This window comes from Flavobacterium panici, from assembly GCF_024499525.1.
GTDB classification, from domain to species: Bacteria; Bacteroidota; Bacteroidia; order Flavobacteriales; family Flavobacteriaceae; genus Flavobacterium; species Flavobacterium panici.
The window spans coordinates 1,994,968-2,015,903 of sequence record NZ_CP100437.1 but is presented as its reverse complement, the minus strand read 5'-3'; the positions used below and the strand labels follow the sequence as shown (position 1 = coordinate 2,015,903).

Here is a 20,936-nt window from a genome sequence, read left to right as displayed (position 1 = left end):
TCACTTAAAAAAATCATTAATTATGAAGTTTTTTTCCATAATCTCAGTGTTTGCGGTAACTGCCACATTCTTTAGCTGCTCAACTTCTCAAAAATTAGAAACTTTAAAACCAGAACCAGATGATGCAAGTCCGCTAATTTATGATGCCAATCCTTCCTTTATAAATCTGCCTATTACGGTTAAACTGAATGACATTGAAAATCAAACCAATACACTCTTAAACGGGTTGATTTATGAGGATAACAATATCGAAGATGACGATATTGAAATGAAAATCTGGAAACAGGCTCCAATAAAAATTCAAAACGATCCTGCAAATCCGGATAAAAAAATAAAAACAATTCTTCCGTTAAAAGCGACTATTAAATACCGAATTGGAACAAAAAAAATGGGTATTGAACTTTATGATACGAGAGAATTTAATTTAAATGGTGTTATTACATTATCCAGCGATGTTGCTTTAACGAATTGGAAACTGAACACTAAAACCGAATTCAGATCTTTAGACTGGAATGAAAGTCCAACGATGACGGTTTTTGGAAAAAATATGCCGATTACTTATTTGATTAATCCGGCAATCTCTATTTTTAAATCTAAACTGGAACATAAGATCGATGAGGCAATCGAAAAATCTATGGATTTTAAACCGAATGTTTTATCGGCTTTAGAAAAAATCTGTACGCCTTTTCAAATGAGCGATACTTATGAAAGCTGGTTAAGAATTGTTCCTGTTGAAGTTTATTCGACAAATGCAAAATTGAAAAATGATTCTTTTTTACTCGAAATGGGAATGAAATGCAATATGGAAACTATTGTAGGCAAACAGCCGGAATCTAAGTTCAATGCAAGTAAGATTGTTTTAAAACCGGTTACTAAAATCCCAAATCAGATATCGGCAAATATTGCGGCGATTTCAAGTTATATGGATGCTTCAAAAATTATGACGAAGAATTTTGCCGGACAGGAATTTGGTTCTGGAAGCAAAAAAGTAACGGTAAAAAATGTTTCAATCTGGCACAAAAATGGAAAAATGATTATTGCACTTGATGTTCTGGGTTCTATTGATGGAACACTTTATTTAAACGGAATTCCGCAATATAATGCACAGACAAAGGAAATTTATTTCGACAAACTGGATTATGTTTTAGACACCAAAAGCAAACTAATGCGAACTGCAAACTGGCTTGCGCAAGGTTTTGTATTAAGAAAAATGGAAGAAAGCTGCAGATATTCTATTCAGCCTAATTTAGAAGAAGGTAAAAAAAGTATGGCCGCTTACCTTAAAAATTATTCTCCAATGCCGGGCGTTTTTGTAAATGGAAAAATGGAAGATATTCAGTTTGATAAAATTCAATTAACGAATCAGGCGATTATCGCTTTTATCAAAATAAACGGAACTGTAAATGTTTCGGTAAATGGATTGAAATAAGCAGATTTAAATCGAATTGAAATAAAAAAAATGCAGTATAATTATACTGCATTTTTCTTTTTAGATCGGTACATCTTATAAATAAGAAAACCAATTATAGCTACAAGTAAATACGGGATTATCATTAAAAAAACGATTCCGTCATTTACAGCTTCTGCTTTTTTTACGTTAGAATCTCCTGCAAGTGCGGCACGGCACATAGCACATTGTGCATTCGCCGAAATTCCAATTAGGAAAATACAAATTCCAAAAACAAAACTTTGGAATTTGGAATTTGAGTTTTGAGTTTTAGTTTGCATAGTAAGGAGAAATCATTAAATAAACTACAACGCCTGTTACCGCAACATATAACCAAAGCGGGAATGTTATTTTAGCTATTTTTTTGTGTTTATCAAAACGCTTCGCAAGTGCTCGTACATAGGTTACCAATACAAACGGAATAATGATGATGGATAAAAGAATATGTGTGATTAAAATAAATGCATAGATATATCTAACAGCACCAATTTTAGCTTTTTCTACTGCATCTAAAATTCCGTCATGATTTACATCACCAAATTTAGTAGAATCAGCAGTCATATGGTACGCAACATACATCGCTAAAAAAGCCAAAGACAAAGCAATTGCAAAAGTCATTAAACGTTCGTGTAACTTAAGTTTACCGTTTTTAACAGCAATTACTGCTGCAACTAAAACAATCGCTGTAAGACCGTTTGTAGAAGCATAAATTGGAGGTAAAAAAGAAAGTGGTTCTACATTGATTCCAAAATCTTTTAATTTGATTGCAAAAAGAATCCCTACAAGTACCGGTATAACAATTGAAACCGCAATGATGTATTTATTGTATTTTTTTTCTAATGAATGATCTTCCATTTTTATTCTTCTAATAGTATTTTAATATCTTCCTGAATTTCTCTAACACCTTTTTTATCTAAACCGTCGTAATAGATATTTGGGTTTCCAAATTCATCTTTTCGGCAGCGAATGTTTCCGTCTTTGTCAATTAAAGCAAATAATCCTGAATGTTCAAATCCTCCGCTTACTTTTGAGTTTTCTCCGGCATAAAGATTAAAACCTTTGTTAGACAAATCCATAATTGTAGCTCTGTCTCCGGTTAAAAAATTCCAGTTAGAAGATTTTACTCCTAATAATTTTGCATGATCTTTTAAAACCTGTGGTGTATCATGAGTTGGATCAATTGTAATGGAAACGATTCCGAAGTTAGGATTGCCAAAAAATGTTTTTTCTATTTCCAGCATGCTCAAATTCATCTTTGGACAGATTGACGGACAAGTTGTGAAGAAAAATTCTAAAACATATACTTTTCCTTTATAGGTTGCATTAGATACTTTAACGTTATCCTGATTGGTTAATTCAAATTTTGGAGCTGCACCAATCGTTAATAATTTTGCGTCTTTAGAACTTTTAGAGCCAACATTATCTAAACGATTACCTTTTACAACATCCCCATTTTTAATTCTGTCAACAATTTTTGGCACTGCATAGATTCCGAAAATCAAAATAATAAACGAAATCCCTATGTAAGATTTATTTTTGAACATTATATATGTGTATTTAAAGTTGTTTTGTGGCATTATGGTTCTTTTTAAGAGCGGCACGATATTCATACAAAATGATTTTAAAATCATCCAGCATTTCATTACTCAATTCTGATGGATGAAAAGTATCGTAACCTTCTTTGTATTCGTCTTTTTTATCTTTATTTCCGCCTTTGCGTCCTCTTAAGTTTCTTTCTTTATCTACAATGTAAACATTTGATGTACCCAATTTATCATCCAATTTTCCTTTTAAATGCAATTGATTATAAAATGTCTGAATATCATCTGGTGAAGCAAAAACAAAATTCCAGTTTTTAACATCTGTAAAAGGAGACAAGGCATCAACAATTTTCTGAGCTTCTTTTTCAGTTCCCAGCGGACATAAAACTACAAACTGAAGATCTTCAAAACCGTTATAACGTTTGTAGATTTTTTCATTTAAGTTGAAATAATTTCCTCTATTTTCAAGAATATCTGAGCCTGAAAAACCTAGTATAGTGATTTTTTTATCTAAAGAAACTTTTTTGCCGTCAAGAGATTTCCAGTTTCCAAAGTCAGCAATTTTTGGAGTAATTATGGGAAGTTTTGTAAAACTATTTACACCTGAAGCGAAAAACAAATAGGCTACAATGGGTAAAACAAAAAGCACAAAAAGAACTATATTTTTTTTCATTGTTTTAACGGAAGTTATTGAGGTACAAAAATAAAAAAAGCTCCGTTAAACGGAGCTTCTTTTCGAATTAATATCATGTTAAAAATTCCATTTAATAGTAGAATCTTTAAAAACCCCATAAATATAGTGTCCTTCTGTCAACAAGATGAACAATAAATATAATACCAGGAAAATAACCGGTGATACAACAGACCATCTAAGGCTGCTTTTTTCACCTTCCATGTGCATGAATGCCCATACAATATAATAAGCTTTGAATATTGTTAAGATATAAAATATCCAGTTTAACAAATTCAAACCAACAAAATGATTAAACTCTAATACTCCCGGTTTGTAAATACCAAGGATAACTTCTACTGTAGTTACTACTGATAGTAATGCAAAAACAAACCAGATTCTTTTTGTATTTGATACGTGCTCGTGTGACATAATAATTAAAATCTAAAATTAAACTAAGTAGAAAACTGTAAATACAAATACCCAAACTAAATCTACAAAGTGCCAGTATAAACCAACTTTCTCTACCATTTCATAGCTTCTTCTTTTCTCGTAAGTTCCTAATAATACATTAAAGAAAATAATGATATTAATGATAACTCCAGAAAATACGTGGAATCCGTGGAATCCAGTGATGAAGAAGAAGAAATCAGCGAATAGTTTACTACCGTATTCATTTCTTGTTAGGTTTGCTCCTTCTACTACATATTTTGCATCAGCTAAACGAGCTTCTGATTCTGCTCTTGTTAAAACTGTTTTTTTCTTTTCAGCAGTAAGTTTTTCAGTTCTGATTAATACATCAGGGTGTGCTTTAAAACCTGCCTGAATTTCAGCAACAGTATAAGTTGGCTGTGTTTCTGCATCCTGAACGAACCAAGTTGCATGGCTTCTTGTTAATTCTTGTCTTTGTTCTGGCAATTTTACTGCAAAATCAGCAAGAGCAACTCTTGTTCCATCTGCTTTAACAAACTGCAATAAACTTCCACCTTTAGTTTCAACTGCACCGTATTCTCCTTTAATGAAGTTTTTCCACTCCCAAGCTTGAGAACCAACGAAAATTAAACCTCCAATAATTGTTAAGAACATGTACACAGCAACTTTTGATTTCTTTAATTGGTGACCTGCATCAACAGCCAAAACCATTGTTACAGATGAGAAAATCAAGATAAAAGTCATTAAGGCTACATAATACATAGGAGCCGAAACGCCATGCATAAAAGGAAAGTGAGTAAACACTTCGTCAGCCAATGGCCATGTTTCAATAAATTTAAATCTAGAAAAACCGTAAGCACCTAAAAATCCAGAGAATGTCAAGGCATCTGATACGATAAAAAACCACATCATCATTTTACCATAACTTGCTCCTAGTGGCTGGCTATGCTCTCCGCCTCCCCAAGTTTTTTCGTCGTTATTTGCAGTAGTAACTGTCGCTTCCATAAAAGATATTCGTTAAAAAGTTCCCAAATTTACGTTTTTTTCTTATTTAAAGAAATATAAAAATAAAAATAATAATACCCATAATAAATCCAAAAAGTGCCAATACATCGCACCTAGTTCTATACCAAGAGTTTGAGTCGGATTGTATTTTTGTTTAAAATGATTATAAATTATAATTAAAAGCGAAATTAATCCGCCTGCCAAGTGCAATAGGTGCATAAGCGCAATTACATAAAGGAAAGTTGTAGTAATTGAGCTACCTTGTCCTGTCATATAATAACCGCTTTCGATAATTTGCCCGAAACCTCTAAATTGTAAAAATACAAATAGAATTCCTAAACCAAATGTTCCTAAAAGAAATGCAGAAGTTGCGCTTCTGTTTCCTTTTTCGATTGCTTTTTTCGCTAAATAAAAAGTAACACTACAGCCAATAATAACTGCTGTACTAAAATAAAATGCAGTTGGTATTTGAAAATTACTCAACCAGTCTGCTCTTGATTTACTTACCACAAATGCACTTGCAAGTCCTGCAAACATCATGGTCATACTTACCATTGCGAACAGCAAAATCAGTTTTGCCGATTTTGATTTTCTTACCTGCTCTTCACTTATTTGAATTGCCATTTCCATAACTATCTTAAAAATTTATCTACTATAAATACAATCTGCAGTAACGAAATATACGAAACGCTCACCAGCATTAACGTTCTTGCGGCTTTTGGTGTTTTCAATTGGTACAAACGCACCGCGTAAAACAACATCCATAAACCTAATAAAAACACTAAAACTGCTGCGATTGGCGAAATAAATAACTGTCCTGTATATCCTAAAACTGGTAATAAGGAAGCAATAATTAACCAAATCGTATATAAAATAACCTGCAAAGCTGTTTTTCTATCTTTATTTCCCGTTGGAAGCATGAAAATACCTGCCTTTGCATAATCATCATACAAAAACCATCCAATGGCCCAAAAATGAGGAAACTGCCAGAAAAACTGAATTAAAAATAATGTTCCGGCTTCGATACCAAATTCTCCGGTTGCCGCAACCCATCCTAACATAAATGGAATTGCTCCGGGAAACGCACCAACAAAAACCGACAATGAAGTTACGGTTTTTAATGGTGTATATATGCTTGTATATAAAAATATTGATACTGCGGCAAACATTGCCGATTTTGCATTGATAGTGTACAACAATGCAATACCTATTATAGTAAGCAGACTTGCAACAATTAATGCCGTTACAGGAGACATTCTTCCGGAAGGAACCGGACGATTCTTTGTTCGATCCATCAAAGAATCGATATCTTTTTCAATTACCTGATTGAAAGCGTTTGAAGCTCCAACCATGCAATAACCGCCAATTGACAAAATAAGCAGAACACTCCACTTAAAAGGGTGTTCGTCATTAACTCCTAATAAATATCCGGCGATTGAAGAAAACAAAACACTAATAGCCAAGCCGGCCTTAGTTATCTCTTTGAAATCCAGAAATATTGATTTGATTGAAATTGTATTTTTAGCAGCGTTCAATACCGTAGTCTTTGTATATTTTTTTTGAGTGGTGCAAATGTACAAATTAGATTATAGAATTTGGAACTTTAAAATTAGATTTTTTCCAATAAAACCTCTACAAAATAAGAACTTTCCAATCTTTAACACTATTATTTCGAAAAATCTTATTAAAAATTCTAGTAATCAAAATACCAGTTAAAGATATCAGAACGTAAACCAATAGTAAACCAGGTTGTACTTTGCTTAAATGTTGTCGCCGTTTCCTGAGTTGGATCAAAATTTCTGTAAATAAAACTTCCGAATAATTTTAAATTTGTAATTGGATTTATTAAATATCCTCCTTGGATATCGGCAATAAAAATACTGGTTTTATTTCCCTGACCCACTTTTACACCTGTATCATAAGGACGGTTTAAATCATAGTCTTTATAGATATTTCCTCCGTAATTATAAGTGTTTTCTGCGGTATCAAAATCTAAACCTCTTTTACCAACCGTAAATTTAGCATCGGCAAAAAGACGTCCTTTATGGTAACGGCCAATTGCAATAAATTCTTCAAAGTTTCCTCCCCATTGATGCCCAATACTTTGATTATTATGGCCATAATTCGTAATTGGATCACTATGAGAATACACATAAGGACGAACGTGATTGTATTCTAATTGTAAAAGCAAATCTTTTACATGAAAAGCATTGTAATATTTAGCGCCTAACTGGTAACCAAATTTATTTTTCCAACTTTGATCTCCGGATTTCATATCACCAATCGAAAATTCGTCTAATAAAAACTGAGCGTATAAATTAACATTGTTATTCCATTTGTATTTAGATGTCATTCCTAAAAGCGCATTTCCGCTTCGTGATGATGAGGCAAACTCAACAGAACGATAAAAAATAATAGGGTTTACAAAGTTAACATCAAATCCTCTGTTGTTGGTATCTGTCCAAACTACCGATTCAAAGAAACCAAAATTCAGTTTATTCGAAACATTCCAGCTCAAATAATGATTCGCCATATATTTGCTTGCATACGTTCTGTCTACTGTTACGTCTGGACGAACATCTTTAAGCCACATATAAGTATTGGTATATTTAATTTTCCAGAAAGTAGTATTGATTTTAAAATATGGATAAGGACTTGCACCATCAGTTTCAAGCAAAGAACGATATCCGTCTCCAATAAAATTTCTTCCGTAACCTAATTGTAAATCAAATATTTTACTTGGTGCAAAAGTAATATTGGCTTCCGCCAAAGGAAAATCGTAAGCATCAGTTTTAAATCTCTTAGCAATTCCCATTCCCGGAATAATCGCCGGATTTCCACCAGAAGGTTTTAATGTCTCTGCATAATCGTTATAATAACCTGCAAATCTTCCCTGACTTTCAAAAATGGTAGTCGTAAAATTAATCTGTTTTCCTAAACCTCCTCTAAAATTAAGCCCACGCGTATTTACATACGAATAAGAAGCATCAAGATCTGACGCTTTCCCCATTTGCAAATCAAGAATTGGGTTTAAGGCCAGCCAGTAATCTTCACCTTGAATCTGAACAAGATTTTCATTCCAAAGTTTTCTTCCCCACCAGCCAGAAACTTTTTTCTGAAGCGATTCGTTTACTGCTTTTAAATTGTAATATTTTGAAACCTCAGCATAAGTATACGGTTTTGAAGCCGTATGATTATTACTTCCTACCTGGTTCATTGCGCCATCAAACTGCGCATAATAACTATGCGAAAATGGAATATTTAAATGACTTTCAAATTCAGGCATATTGTATTTTTTGTATACAATACTGTCTAATTCTGTCATTGGTTTTTCAATTGGCTTTTCAATTTCAGATGCTGCCAAAGCTTCTGCCGCAATCTGGTCTGCGCTTTTTAAAGGAATATCAATTGAAATAGTGTATTTTGAATAAGTCGGTTTCCCGTTATAAGTCGAAGGTTTTATTTTTGGAAATTTTCCAAAAACACGTTTTGCTTCTTCACCTAATTGATCATTTGCCGCATTTACATAAATTACTTTAAATTCACCGTTTGCATCAACTTCAAAAAGTACTTTTACTTCTCCTTTGTAATTGTTTTGTTTTAAGTTTTCGGGAATTTGAAAATTATCATATACAAAATTCTGCACTTCTCTGTAAAAACAGTTTTCTAAATTTTTAGACTGAAGATTTTCGCAATGTGGAAAAACAGGAAACTGCTCTGAAGTAAAATCAGGTTTTACATTAGTCTGTTGTGCAAAACCAAGTAAGGTAAACAGGCTGATAAAAAAAGATAAAAAAAACTTATTCACTAGATTGGGGCTTATGATTTAATATTGATTTGTGGTATTTTTTCCGTCTGCGATCGCTTTTGCTGCCGAAGTCCCGATGCGTTTAACTCCTAAACGAATCATTTCTACTGCATCATCATAAGAGCGAACGCCGCCGGCAGCTTTTACCGGCAAAGGCGAAGCATTTTCGAGCATCATTATAATGGCAGGAACTGTGGCTCCGTTTGGCAGATCATTTTCGGTTTTATAAAAACCTGTTGATGATTTTACAAAAACAGAAGCGTAATCTTCTTCTTTAAAATTCGATATAACAACATTTTTTATTAAAGCCGAAAGCTGAATAATTTCTTTATCCGTCAATGCTGCAACTTCAATAATCCATTTTACTGTTTTATTGCTGGCTAATCCTATTTGGCTTCCAATTAAAACTTCTTCTTTTATTAATGAAATTTCTCCATTTTTAAAAGCTTCATAATTGCAGACAAAATCTAAATCATCGGCACCATTTTCAATCGCTTCATTTGCTTCCTTAATCTTAGATTCCAAACTTGAATTTCCCTGTGGAAAATCTATTACGGTACCAACCAGTAAATTCGAATTTTCTTTTAAGATCATTTCTTTTGCCAGACTTACATATTCAGGCCGAATCATGATGAGTTTAAACTTTTCCTGAATCGCTTCTGCAATTGCGTTTTTAACTACAATACTATTCTCCTCTTCCGAAATTCCGGCTTGAGCAGCAGTTTTTAAATAAGTAGAATCTAAGTATTGCTTAACATTCATAATATTGAAGTTAGATCGAATGGGGCAAAAATACATTTAAATTCAGAAAAAATACTGTTTTAAAAGCTTGATTTTATGCCAATAAAAAACCCACCGAAGTGGGTAATTATATTCTTATATTTTATCGATTTGTTTTTTAAAAGCTATCGCTGAAAAAACTGCTACGAATGCACCTAATGCATTTGCTAAAACATCTGTTACATCTGATGCTCGTGTTGTTGTTAAAACACTTTGCATAATTTCGATTGTTATTCCGAAGAAAACAGAAAAGATAAACGAAATCAAATACGCTTTGTAATCGTTAGCATCTTTTCCTTTAAGCTCTTTCTTAAAAAATAAGATCCAGGAAATTGTAAAACCAAAGTGAAAACAAAAATGCACAATCTTGTCAATACTCGGAAAATTTACCTGCGGAATATTACTTGAATCTATTAAACAAAAATACGCAATGATTCCAGAGCAGATAATTGCCCAGATTAACAATAGTTGTTTAGGCACCGATAAGTTCTTTATAAGCTTCGTCAGATAATAAACTATCTATTTCTGATGCATCAGCAATTTTAATTTTAATCATCCATCCAGCTCCGTAAGGATCAGAATTTACAGTTTCTGGAGCGCTTTCTAAATCTTCATTAAAAGCAATAATTTCTCCAGTTAAAGGCAAGAACAAATCAGAAACTGTTTTTACAGCTTCAACTGTTCCAAAAACCTCATCTTTATCAAGTGTCTGATCTAAAGTTTCTACTTCAACATACACGATATCCCCTAACTCTTTTTGTGCAAAATGAGTAATTCCTACAGTCGCAACATCTCCTTCGATGCTAACCCATTCGTGATCTTTTGTGTACTTTAAATTTGCTGGTATGCTCATAATAGTATGTTTGAAAATTGATATTTTAATAATTCAGCAACAAATGTAATAATCTTCTAATAAATTCTCGATTATAAACCTAAATTTAATTTCCGAAATTATATCGAAGCGTAAAACCAGATCGAATGTTCGTTAAAGGGAATGATGTCGAAATCACTGCCTTTGAGAACGAATGATCATAATAGAATATTGCCGTAAGGTTTTTACTGAATGAATAATCTGCTGTTAATTTTAATGACCAGATATTTTGTCCGGCCGCTAATTGATTGTTATCATAATCTAAGTAACGAACTAAGGTTTGATTATTTCTAAATGAAAAATCAGCTTTTATGTTGATGTCACTTTTAATAATTCCTGTTGGATTGTCAGCAAGTCTTGATGAAAATATAACATCTTTAAATCGATATCCTAAACCAACAACGTATTCAATCCCTTTAACTTCTGTCAATAAATTATTGTCAAAACTCATTGATAAAGCTCTGTCTTTTTTAATTTCAGAAAGAACTCTCAGCGAACTTTTCAACTCAAAATCCATTCTGATTAACGGGCTGAACTGTTCTACCAAGTTGATATTCGACATAATAATTTTATTGAAGAAATTGGTATTAACGTCCTGTACTGTTGGCGTATCATTATAATCAAAATTTGATCTAAACTGATTGATGGTATACGATGCTCTATAATTATGCTGTAATGAAAAACGCTTGAATTTATCTTTGAAATATTTGTAACGCATTAACCCATTGTATTTAATACTCCAGTTTGGAATTGGGAAACTTCTAAATATATCTGTTGATGAACTAGAAGCATCGTTTCCTGCATACGCCGCAAGGAATGACGGCAATAATACAGCCTGATTACTCTTAGTGTACCCTATTGGATATCCTTGATTGGCGGTATAAATCGCATAATTTGGTGCGGTCTCTGCCGGAATTGGATTGTTCACATCTCCATATCTTGGAATCTCAACTCCTGAACCGTAATGCTGCTCTGCCAAACGGTTTGCAATTATTAAACGGTTATTTCTAAAGTCATCAAATGCCGCAGACTCGTTTTCGTTGCTGGTTTGAAAAGCTGTCTTTATTAATACTGTCGAAATAGAGAACATTCCATAAGTATAAGGAGACAACGGCATATATTCACGTGTCGCCGGATCAACGGTGTATTGTTCTGAAGTATTTTCAGAATAAGAGCGGTCCATCGACAAATCAACTTTTAAATCTGGCAATAAATCAATATTAGCTGTAACCTTCAACAGTTTATTAGTAACCTGCGAGTAGCTTTGGTTGAAATCCTGATAAGTTGTAAGCCATCCGTTTTTAGCCGCTTCATAACGTACATCATCCTGACTTCCAAAAATAAATCCTAAACTTGGTTTAGATGTTCCTAAGAAACCAATACTTGGCGTATAACCCGGTAAAACAGTTCCGCTGTTTTTGGTATAATTAATCTGTACATTTTTAAGACTTGTTAATACTCCAATTAAACCATCGTAGAACGGACTACTGCTTACTACTGGTTTAGCTGTGTTTACAATTTTTTCTCCCGGTTTTGGCGGAGCTGCCGGTTTAGGTTTCGCTTGCTTTTTTGCACCAGGAACTAAACCTAAATACTTATACAGCGTAGCCATTGTTAAGGTCGTTGTAAGCGTATTTGAGTTTGCATTTTGAATTGTATTTCCTAAATCATAAATAGCACCGGTATTAGGATCTTCGTATTGAGAAAACGCTGTTGATGAACGCTGCCAGTTATAATCTGCCGTATAAGAATAACTTGCTTTTACAAAACTAAAAATTGGAATTTTATTAATTGGAATTTCATAATTCAAGACCAATTGCTGTGCGTGCTGGTTTGGTGTTCCAATATCAAAGTAATCATCCCAGATATTAAAATCTTCTTTTGGAGTATTATCATCGTTTAAGAAGTTTCGAACAATGTTATTTGATGTTGCACTATAATTCAGTTTTAAAGATTTAGTTAAATTAAAACCAAAACCATATTGATAATTAAAGGCAAAATTTCGTCTGTAAAGCGGATCAAGTCCAATACTATTTTCAGTTAATTCAACTTCTCTAAACTGCTGGCGATTGCTTTGTCTTAAAATATTAGAATTGAAAGATATATTTGAAGGAAGATAATTAAAGTTGAAATCACTTAGCAATTTCCAGTAATCACTTTTCTTCATGAATTTAGTACTCTTAAACGGAACAACTTCTTTTGGCTGGAACGTATAAGCATAGTTTACAGCCGTATTTGATTGTTCGTCTTCATAGTTTTCAACTTCATAATCATGACGTTCTACCTGATTGTAGGATTGTGAGAATGTAAAGTTCTCCACATCGTAAACATGAGGTTTTTGCTCTTGCGCTCTGTCTTTTCTTACGCCGATAAAGTTGATACTTTTTCGTTTTGTATAATCTACCGCACGAGTTCTAATATTGTCTTTTTCTGCCTGATCTGTCGTTTCTCTAATTAATTGATCTAACTTAATATCCTGATTAAACGGATCATATTCCGGAGTAATTACTTCTTCTCCAATTGCGTAATTAAACGGCAGATTAATTCCCCATTTTTTAGGCAGTAACTTTCCTAAGTTTAAATTAGTAACGATGTTATACTGCTGAATATCTTCACGGCTGCGTTCGTTTGCTCCCTGTTCTAAAGAACCGAAACCAATTGTACTTTTTCTACCCGTTGCAGAAAGCGTAGCAAGATCGGCCATATTGGTGTCGACATTTAATATCGCCGCCATACCGCCTTTGTTTTCTAAATCAGACATACGAAGTTCGTTGAACCAAACCTCTCCTTTAATATCTTTATGATCTGCCCTACTCTTTACTCCGACCATTAAGTTTCGAACTAAACCGAAATTAGGATTTCCTTTAATACCTAAAGTTAATCTGTCGCTTCCGTCACCGCCTTCAACATCAGGGTCATTATCCGGGTAATAAATACCATTGACATCTCTTTTAGTAGAATTGATATCAATGCTCATACCTTTGATTTTCATTTTAGTCAACAATTCGAGCGCCAAATCAATATCATTTTCTTCCATCCAAACCTGATCCGGACTTATGTTACAAGATGCTCCTGTAGGAGTTACTTTTAACGGAATTTCTACTTGATAAAAGTTTTGTGTAAAGTCATTTCCAAAACGAATGAAACCTACCATTTCATCATTTTCAAGTGTGTTTTCACGTGGTAAAGATTCTGCGTGTAAAAACATTTTCAGTTTTTTATACTGACGCATATCAACACTTACGTTTTTGAAAACTGCTCTCGAATCCTGATATTGTAAACCAGAACCAGCAACTCTTACTGCTAAAGCTTGTTCATTTTGATTAACAACTGTATTATTATTGTACAACTGCTCTCTTTGTACCCCCGGCGGAATTACATAGTTAACCGGACATTTATTGCTGTTTTCCTGAATGTTTACCGCTGCAACATCAAATTCTACAGTAGAATCTTCTGGTTTTGGGTGATTAACATCTAGTGTTCCTGTGTATCTTCTCCATTCTCCTCTTACTAAATCTAAAGCTCCAAAACGTACCGTTGCCTGACTGCTAAATCCGGTCATGAACATACGCATGAAACGAATAGATCTAAAGTCTGTAATGTTTCCAATAGTATTTTGCGGCTGAGAAACCGGTATTTTAAACTGAATCCATCTGGCAGTTGTTGTTCCTCCATTTGGCAATTCTATAGGTCCTAAATCACCCGGTTCACGAATATCTGTAATGTAGTTTTGACCAATCTGCATTCCTGGTTTAATATCAATACTATATTCATAATACGCATTGATGGTACTCATCGTGTTGTCACGGTTAATATCTTCAACATCCGGCAAAGTTGTAGAACCACGATTAGGATCATCGATGCTTACTGCAGAGTTTCCTTCTGTACCGTTATAATTTTTATAGCGTTCTAAAACGCCTCCGTCTGTATTTAAATAATACGTATAATCATCTGCAGCCGGATCTGCCTCGCCTGCATAATTGGTATAAATTTGTCCTTCCTGAGAACTTGGCAAACCATCTAAACCAATATCCTGATTTTTTCTATTGTCAGGATTAGTATCAAAAGCATAAATTAAAGATTGCGAAGCCGGAACGTCTCCCCAAAGCGGTCTCGGATTAACCTTAATCTGGTCTGGCCCTAATCCGTTTTCGTATTGCTTTCTTCCGTCTTTTAAAACATCTTCAGAGATTTCCCCTAAGTTGAAATAAATTTTACCTGTATTATTTGCCGGAGCTTCTGAATTTCCAACATATGGATCAAGAACCCAAAATTGAATGTACTCCACATTTCCCTGCTCAAAATTTGTTGAATTTAAAGCACGCATAATTCCCCCAAAATTTGTTGCCGGATTAGTGGTTCCAAAATCGGGATTATTATTATACGGACCTCTTTCAGATGGATAATACGTTAAATCAAGTGTGTTGACTACCTGAATTTGTCCTTGCGCAATATCTGTATTTGGATAAAGCTCTCTGCTGTAAATTCTTCTTGTTGTATTTAATGATAAATCATCATTTGAGATTCCGGATGGTTTTGAGGTATAAAATACAGGGTCAATGGTATACCATGATAATTTTGCTCTTTTATAACCGTATCGTAAATCATTAAAATTAGCATTAAAAGTAACATCTGCATCATTAGTGATAAATGGTACAGAAGCTAAACTCCATGCATATGCAGAACGCATATCTATGGTTGACTGCGAGCCTTCAAAATCATCAACATATATTGTTGCTTCTCCTTCAAAATCACTGGCTTTTGGCGCATCTGGTTTTAAAAATGCGATCTCACCACGAACAGATAAATTCGAAGGAACATCTGTATCAACATTTGGAAGTTTATTTGCTAATCTCGTTAAGAATGGAACTTCTGTTGAATAGTTTCCGTTGAATCCAAAAATAGTATTGTTTACAGATTCCTGACCATAACTTGATTTTTGGGTAAATGGTCTTTCTGTCATTTTTAAGAAAGTTCCGCCCACTACAAATTTATCCGAAATTTTATGCTCGACATTTAATCCCATAAATCTTCGGGTCTGTTGTCCGAAGATGGAGTTGTTTTCTAATGAAACTTCAATTGGCGTATTTGATGCCTGCAATGAAGGATCAAGAATTTGAACCCTTCCTAATTGATAATCGACGCTATAGTCAATTCCTTCAACTAAAACTCTTCCGGCTGCCGTAACTACAACAGAACCTTGCGGTACATTGAACGCTCCAATAGGGATTCCGTTACTTCCGGATGATTTGTATTTTCCTCTTAATAAGAATTTATTTTTATCACTGTCCTGCAATGCACCTGCTTGTGTATTTCTGTACATATTTCTAAATACGTACTTCTGCTGGTTTGCATTATAGGTTGATGGATCGTTATAATTTTGACCACCATCTTTCAATTTATCAAATATAAGTTCCCCAAAAGGCTCTTTTGTGGTAAATATGATTCGTCCGTTTTGAACATCGACTGTAACACCCGGAATATAATCGAAGAAACCATCTCCTCCAGCTTGTGGATCGTTATTATAATTTAAACGGTCTAGGTTGAAAACATTTAATAATGGGGTATTTTCTACCTTCATATCCGATGTTGGGTTTGAAGGGAAACTCGATCCCTGAACCGGCGTGATATAATTTATTGGCGAAGGATCTGTGTAAAGAATGTTTAACCTGAAATCGTCTTGTTTAATTTGATATGCCTGCGGAATTTGATAAACGTTTTTCATCATCAGGTTCCAAACCGGATTTTGAACGTTTGTCAAATTACTTTTCAGCATTTTTAAAACTAAACTCTGCGTAATAATTGCCTGATTTGCGTTGTTATTTCCTGTTACAACTGTTCCGTCAACACCATCACTACCAAATTCTCCAACCTGATACACTTTTCCTCCAATTGTATATTCAAAGGCAACGGCAAGAATTTCATCATTTGCCAAACGCTGCTGCAAAGAAAGATATCCTAACTGCGGATTAAATGTATACTCTGCAGTAGTTAATTTTCTTGCATTTTCTAAAACAGAATAATCTGTTGCTTCGCTGACATTTGTGTTGTTGAATCCGGCTTTTGCTGTTACAATTTCTCTAATTTTAGAATTCAGGAAAGAACTTGCCTGACCTATTGTTGCCGGGTCGTACTTATTATTATTGTTATCCGTTGGCGAATCTATCCCATTATTGAAAAATCCTGCAGTTGAACTAATAACTACAACCTGATTATCTGGAATTCCTGTAATTTGAGCTTCACCTAAATCCTGAAGCGCGATAATATTTCTTAAGTTATTATTATTCGTACTTACACGATTTTGTTTGTTTGTTACCCAAACTTCTAATCTTGTAATTTGAACACGGCTGTCAATAAATGGATATTTTTTTAATGATGCATCGTACTTATTTCTAAAATATTGAGATAAGAAAAAGTGACGATCACTATCGTAGTCTAAAGCATATAAATCAAAGTTTTGAACTGTTCCTCCGTTTTCTGCAACTACACTTTTTGTTTGTGATTTTTGTTCGGAGAAAACTCCTGTAATGGTTGTTTTCCCAAATTGTAATTGTGCTTTTACCCCAAATAAACTTTGCGCCCCGCGAATTAACGTACTATTCAGCGGCATACTCACGTTACCAACCTCTACTTTTTGAATAATATCATCTTCGGAAGGAGTGTACGCTAACTTAAATAAGTTTTGAAATGCAAACGTAGATTGGGTATCATAATTAGCATTTACTTCTAATCTTGTTCCTACTTTCCCCATTAAACTCATACTGATACGCTGATCAAAGTCAAAAGTAAGACTTGATCTGTTTCGAGGTGAGAATGAAGGGTTGTCTTGTTTGGTGTAACGGACACCTAAATCCATTTCGACAGAACCTGTAGGTTTTACATCAATGGTATTACTTCCAAAAACGCTTTCAAAAAGACTTGAATTGATATAGTATCTTGGCAGTAAATCTTTTTTAGCGGCTTCAGCTCCGGTTTTTTTACCGTCGATTGCATCTGCTTTTTTTCTAAAATAATCTCTTCGTGATTCTTTTAGAACTAAATCTTCATATTCTTTAGGAGTTAAAACAAGAGGATAGTCGATTGAAAAACCATCAACCGAAGTGGTGTAAATATATCGATCTGTAATGGGATCGTATTTATAAGCCGAAAGTATGCTTGGTGGATTATCGATCTCGAGTTTCCCTACAGAAAACTGAGTTTTAGTTGTATCTTGAACCGCCGGATTTACTTGTGATCGTATAACATTACCACAAAATAAAACCAGTAAAAAAATACAAATTTTACGCATACAATTGGTTATAAAAAATTGGTTTTATAAGCTTTTTAAAGCCTTTTTGATGATCGTTTCTACAGTAGCTTCCGGATCTTCTTTTACGATCTTCTCTACTACTTTTTCTGAAGTTTTTCGAACGAAACCTAAAACTTCCAAAGCAGATAACGCTTCATCTCGATTTGTATTGTTTTGAACTACTGAAACTTCATCCAAATCGTACAACTTTAACACTTTTTCTTTCAAATCAAGTATTACTCGCTGTGCAGTTTTGTTTCCAATTCCTTTTATGGACTGAATTAAACCAACATCTCCTGAGGCAATTGCATTAATAATTTGTCTTGGTTCTATTGAAGAAAGCATTGTTCGTGCAATGTTTGCCCCAATTCCTGATACAGACAAAAGCATTCTAAATATTTCTCGTTCAGATTTTTCTACAAATCCAAATAAAGTATGCGCATCTTCTTTGATTTGAAGATGCGTATACAATTTTATAAAATCAGCATTAGGGATTAATGAAAAAGTATGTAAAGAAATATTTACGTGGTATCCTACTCCACCGCAATCAATTACAACTTCTGTGGGATTCTTTTCGACTAATTTCCCCTGCAAATGTGCTATCATATGTATTATTAATAAGTATCAAATATAATAAAAATGCAATAAAAATAAGACAATATTATTTGATCCTTATTTAATTCTACCTATTGAGCCAATTTATTTTTTTTATTTTCTTTTTCCTGAGCGTCGATAACAGCGATTGCTGCCATGTTTACCATTTCTTCAACGCTTGCTCCTAATTGAAAAATGTGAACCGGTTTATTTAATCCCATCATAATTGGTCCAATAGAAGCTGATTTATTCAATTCTTTCATCAACTTATAAGTGATATTTGCCGACTCTAAGTTAGGGAATATCAGTGTATTTACTTTTTTTCCTGCTAATTTAGAGAAAGGAAATTTCTCCTGAAGCATTTCTGAATTTAAAGCAAAGTCTGCCTGAATTTCACCATCTACGACCATCTCAGGGTGATTTTTATGCAAATACGCCACCGCATCTCTTACTTTTGAAGCATTTTGATGTGATGATGAACCAAAGTTTGAATACGAAACCATTGCAATAACAGGTTCAATTCCGAACATTTTTGCTGTTTTAGCAGTCATCAAGGCAATGTTCACTAAATCTTCAGATGATGGATTAATGTTTATTGCAGTATCTGATAAAAACATTGGCCCGCGTGAAGTCAACATCATGTTTGCTGTTGCCACAAGTGAAGCTCCGTGTGCTTTTTCAATCAATTGAAGCATTGGTTTTACTACGCTTGGGTAACTTCTTGAGTAACCTGTTACAAGAGCATCTGCTTCGCCTTCGTTTACCATCATGGCAGCAAAATAGTTTCTTTCACGCATGAATTTTTGAGCATCAAGCAATGAAACTCCTCTGCGTTCTCTTGTTTCCCAGTATGAAGCTGCAAATTTGTTACGTCTTTCTTCTTCTTCGTTTGTTTTAGGATCAATGATTTCTAATTCAGCATCAAAACCTAATTCTTCTTTTAATTCTAAAATAGTCTCTCTGCTTCCTAATAAAACCGGAATACCAATTCCGTCTTCGTGTACAATCTGCGCTGCTTTTAATACATTTAATTGGTCTGCCTCAGCAAAAACAATTCGTTTAGGATCTAATTTAGCACGGTTTGTAATTAAACGTACCATTTTATTATCATTACCCATACGTTCGCGAAGCTTATCTTCATAAGCTGCCCAGTCTGTAATAGGATTTTTTGCTACTCCAGACTCCATTGCTGCTTTTGCAACTGCAGGCGCTACAACGGTAATTAATCTAGGATCAAATGGTTTTGGAATGATATATTCTTGTCCGAAACCTAATTTTGTTGCTCCATAAGCTACGTTAACCTGTTCTGGAACTGGTTCTTTTGCTAAAATAGCCAATGCTTTTACAGCAGCCATTTTCATAGCTTCGTTAATTTTTGTAGCACGTACGTCTAAAGCTCCTCTAAAAATATAAGGAAATCCTAAAACGTTATTTACCTGATTAGGAAAATCAGAACGGCCTGTAGCCATAATAACATCTTTACGAGTTTCTACAGCTAAATTATAATCGATCTCCGGATTTGGATTTGCCATTGCAAAAACAATCGGGTTATCTTTCATTGTCAATAACATTTCTGGTGAAAGAATATCTCCAGATGATAATCCGATGAAAACGTCAGCTCCTTTTACAGCTTCTGCTAATTCAATTTTTGGACCGTCGATTGCATATTTTAATTGTAATTCTGAAAGTGAAGGATTGTCTTTTGTTAAAAGTCCTTTACTGTTATACATTAAAACATTCTCCACTTTTACACCTAATAATACATATAAGTCTGTACAAGCAATTGCTGCAGATCCTGCTCCGGAAACTACTACTTTTACGTCTTCGGCTTTTTTTCCTGCTAATTCAAGTGCATTGATTAAAGCTGCAGAAGAAATAATTGCAGTTCCGTGCTGGTCATCGTGCATTACCGGAATATCTAATTCTTCTATTAATCTTCTTTCGATTTCAAAAGATTCCGGTGCTTTGATATCTTCAAGATTAATACCTCCAAAAGTTGGAGCAATATTTTTTACAGTCTGAATAAATTCTTCAACGTCTTTTGTACCAACTTCGATGTCAAAAACGTCAATATCAGAGAATATTTTAAACAACAAACCTTTTCCTTCCATTACAGGTTTTCCTGCTTCCGGACCTATGTCTCCAAGACCTAATACAGCTGTACCGTTTGAAATTACGGCAACTAAATTTCCTTTTGCAGTATATTTATATACATCTTCAATGTTTTCTGCAATTGCTAAACAAGGTTCAGCAACACCTGGCGAATAAGCCAGCGATAAATCTCTTTGGGTTGCATATTTTTTTGTTGGAACTACCTGAATTTTTCCTGGAGTTGGCTCTGAGTGATACAGTAACGCCTCTCTTTTTTTACTCTCTTTGTTCATTATTTTAGCTTTTATTCTAGCTTACAAAGATATAAGTCTTAGTTTTAAAATGGGGCGTTTTGGTTCTTTCTTTTGTTAAAATATCAAAATCGAGAGGTCAAAAAAAATAGTCCGAG

General features: G+C 34.0%; 16 protein-coding genes. 1 reads left to right on the top strand and 15 read right to left on the bottom strand.

Going from position 1 to position 20,936, the window contains the following annotated elements; genetic code table 11:
* Positions 1–22 precede the first annotated feature (22 nt).
* Positions 23–1,429: a DUF4403 family protein gene (locus NLJ00_RS08810; RefSeq protein WP_256636927.1), complete on the top strand. Its 1,407-nt coding sequence runs from the start codon at positions 23–25 to the stop codon at positions 1,427–1,429.
* A gap of 41 nt (positions 1,430–1,470) precedes the next feature.
* Here the strand turns inward: NLJ00_RS08810 and NLJ00_RS08805 are convergent, their stop codons facing one another.
* The 15 genes from NLJ00_RS08805 to NLJ00_RS08735 form a co-directional block, all read right to left on the bottom strand.
* A complete protein-coding gene (locus NLJ00_RS08805; protein ID WP_256636926.1) occupies positions 1,471–1,728 on the bottom strand; it encodes a hypothetical protein in 258 nt (85 codons plus the stop codon).
* The gene (locus tag NLJ00_RS08800; protein WP_053471654.1) at positions 1,718–2,302 is read right to left on the bottom strand and encodes a DUF420 domain-containing protein; all 585 of its coding nucleotides are present in this window, start codon (positions 2,300–2,302) and stop codon (positions 1,718–1,720) included. Before NLJ00_RS08800 ends, NLJ00_RS08805 begins: the two co-directional genes overlap by 11 nt.
* A gap of 2 nt (positions 2,303–2,304) precedes the next feature.
* Positions 2,305–2,991: an SCO family protein gene (locus tag NLJ00_RS08795; protein WP_256636925.1), complete on the bottom strand. Its 687-nt coding sequence runs from the start codon at positions 2,989–2,991 to the stop codon at positions 2,305–2,307.
* Between the two features lie 13 nt (positions 2,992–3,004).
* Positions 3,005–3,661: a hypothetical protein gene (locus NLJ00_RS08790; protein WP_256636924.1), complete on the bottom strand. Its 657-nt coding sequence runs from the start codon at positions 3,659–3,661 to the stop codon at positions 3,005–3,007.
* Positions 3,662–3,739: 78 nt separating this feature from the next.
* Positions 3,740–4,090, bottom strand: a complete 351-nt coding sequence (locus NLJ00_RS08785) for a cytochrome C oxidase subunit IV family protein (protein WP_053471657.1) — start codon at positions 4,088–4,090, stop codon at positions 3,740–3,742.
* Between the two features lie 18 nt (positions 4,091–4,108).
* Positions 4,109–5,095, bottom strand: coding sequence for a cytochrome c oxidase subunit 3 (locus NLJ00_RS08780; protein WP_256636923.1), 987 nt, complete (start codon positions 5,093–5,095; stop codon positions 4,109–4,111).
* A 42-nt stretch (positions 5,096–5,137) separates the two neighbouring features.
* Positions 5,138–5,725: a cytochrome c oxidase subunit 3 gene (locus tag NLJ00_RS08775; RefSeq protein WP_053471659.1), complete on the bottom strand. Its 588-nt coding sequence runs from the start codon at positions 5,723–5,725 to the stop codon at positions 5,138–5,140.
* A gap of 2 nt (positions 5,726–5,727) precedes the next feature.
* On the bottom strand, positions 5,728–6,630 hold the full coding sequence (gene cyoE, locus NLJ00_RS08770; protein WP_256636922.1) for a heme o synthase: 903 nt from the start codon (positions 6,628–6,630) through the stop codon (positions 5,728–5,730).
* 158 nt (positions 6,631–6,788) lie between these two features.
* Entirely contained in the window at positions 6,789–8,903 is a 2,115-nt protein-coding gene (locus NLJ00_RS08765; RefSeq protein WP_256636921.1) for an energy transducer TonB, read from the bottom strand.
* 18 nt (positions 8,904–8,921) lie between these two features.
* A complete protein-coding gene (gene deoC / locus NLJ00_RS08760) occupies positions 8,922–9,665 on the bottom strand; it encodes a deoxyribose-phosphate aldolase (RefSeq protein ID WP_256636920.1) in 744 nt (247 codons plus the stop codon).
* Between the two features lie 114 nt (positions 9,666–9,779).
* Positions 9,780–10,163: a VanZ family protein gene (locus tag NLJ00_RS08755; protein WP_256636919.1), complete on the bottom strand. Its 384-nt coding sequence runs from the start codon at positions 10,161–10,163 to the stop codon at positions 9,780–9,782.
* Positions 10,156–10,536, bottom strand: a complete 381-nt coding sequence (gene gcvH / locus NLJ00_RS08750; protein WP_056204435.1) for a glycine cleavage system protein GcvH — start codon at positions 10,534–10,536, stop codon at positions 10,156–10,158. Before gcvH ends, NLJ00_RS08755 begins: the two co-directional genes overlap by 8 nt.
* A gap of 85 nt (positions 10,537–10,621) precedes the next feature.
* The gene (sov, locus tag NLJ00_RS08745) at positions 10,622–17,842 is read right to left on the bottom strand and encodes a T9SS outer membrane translocon Sov/SprA (RefSeq protein ID WP_256636918.1); all 7,221 of its coding nucleotides are present in this window, start codon (positions 17,840–17,842) and stop codon (positions 10,622–10,624) included.
* Positions 17,843–17,866: 24 nt separating this feature from the next.
* On the bottom strand, positions 17,867–18,448 hold the full coding sequence (ruvA, locus tag NLJ00_RS08740) for a Holliday junction branch migration protein RuvA (RefSeq protein ID WP_053471666.1): 582 nt from the start codon (positions 18,446–18,448) through the stop codon (positions 17,867–17,869).
* 80 nt (positions 18,449–18,528) lie between these two features.
* Positions 18,529–20,820, bottom strand: a complete 2,292-nt coding sequence (locus NLJ00_RS08735; protein ID WP_256636917.1) for an NADP-dependent malic enzyme — start codon at positions 20,818–20,820, stop codon at positions 18,529–18,531.
* Positions 20,821–20,936: the final 116 nt, after the last annotated feature.

What these genes read in the sequence shown, in the direction of transcription:
- NLJ00_RS08795 (WP_256636925.1), bottom strand. Translation starts at nt 2,991, where the DNA reads ATGTTCAAAAATAAATCTTACATAGGGATTTCGTTTATTATTTTGATT.
- gcvH (WP_056204435.1), bottom strand. Translation starts at nt 10,536, where the DNA reads ATGAGCATACCAGCAAATTTAAAGTACACAAAAGATCACGAATGGGTT.
- NLJ00_RS08735 (WP_256636917.1), bottom strand. Translation starts at nt 20,820, where the DNA reads ATGAACAAAGAGAGTAAAAAAAGAGAGGCGTTACTGTATCACTCAGAG.
- NLJ00_RS08775 (WP_053471659.1), bottom strand. Translation starts at nt 5,725, where the DNA reads ATGGAAATGGCAATTCAAATAAGTGAAGAGCAGGTAAGAAAATCAAAA.
- ruvA (WP_053471666.1), bottom strand. Translation starts at nt 18,448, where the DNA reads ATGATAGCACATTTGCAGGGGAAATTAGTCGAAAAGAATCCCACAGAA.
- NLJ00_RS08790 (WP_256636924.1), bottom strand. Translation starts at nt 3,661, where the DNA reads ATGAAAAAAAATATAGTTCTTTTTGTGCTTTTTGTTTTACCCATTGTA.
- NLJ00_RS08810 (WP_256636927.1), top strand. Translation starts at nt 23, where the DNA reads ATGAAGTTTTTTTCCATAATCTCAGTGTTTGCGGTAACTGCCACATTC.
- NLJ00_RS08805 (WP_256636926.1), bottom strand. Translation starts at nt 1,728, where the DNA reads ATGCAAACTAAAACTCAAAACTCAAATTCCAAATTCCAAAGTTTTGTT.
- NLJ00_RS08785 (WP_053471657.1), bottom strand. Translation starts at nt 4,090, where the DNA reads ATGTCACACGAGCACGTATCAAATACAAAAAGAATCTGGTTTGTTTTT.
- sov (WP_256636918.1), bottom strand. Translation starts at nt 17,842, where the DNA reads ATGCGTAAAATTTGTATTTTTTTACTGGTTTTATTTTGTGGTAATGTT.
- deoC (WP_256636920.1), bottom strand. Translation starts at nt 9,665, where the DNA reads ATGAATGTTAAGCAATACTTAGATTCTACTTATTTAAAAACTGCTGCT.
- NLJ00_RS08800 (WP_053471654.1), bottom strand. Translation starts at nt 2,302, where the DNA reads ATGGAAGATCATTCATTAGAAAAAAAATACAATAAATACATCATTGCG.
- NLJ00_RS08780 (WP_256636923.1), bottom strand. Translation starts at nt 5,095, where the DNA reads ATGGAAGCGACAGTTACTACTGCAAATAACGACGAAAAAACTTGGGGA.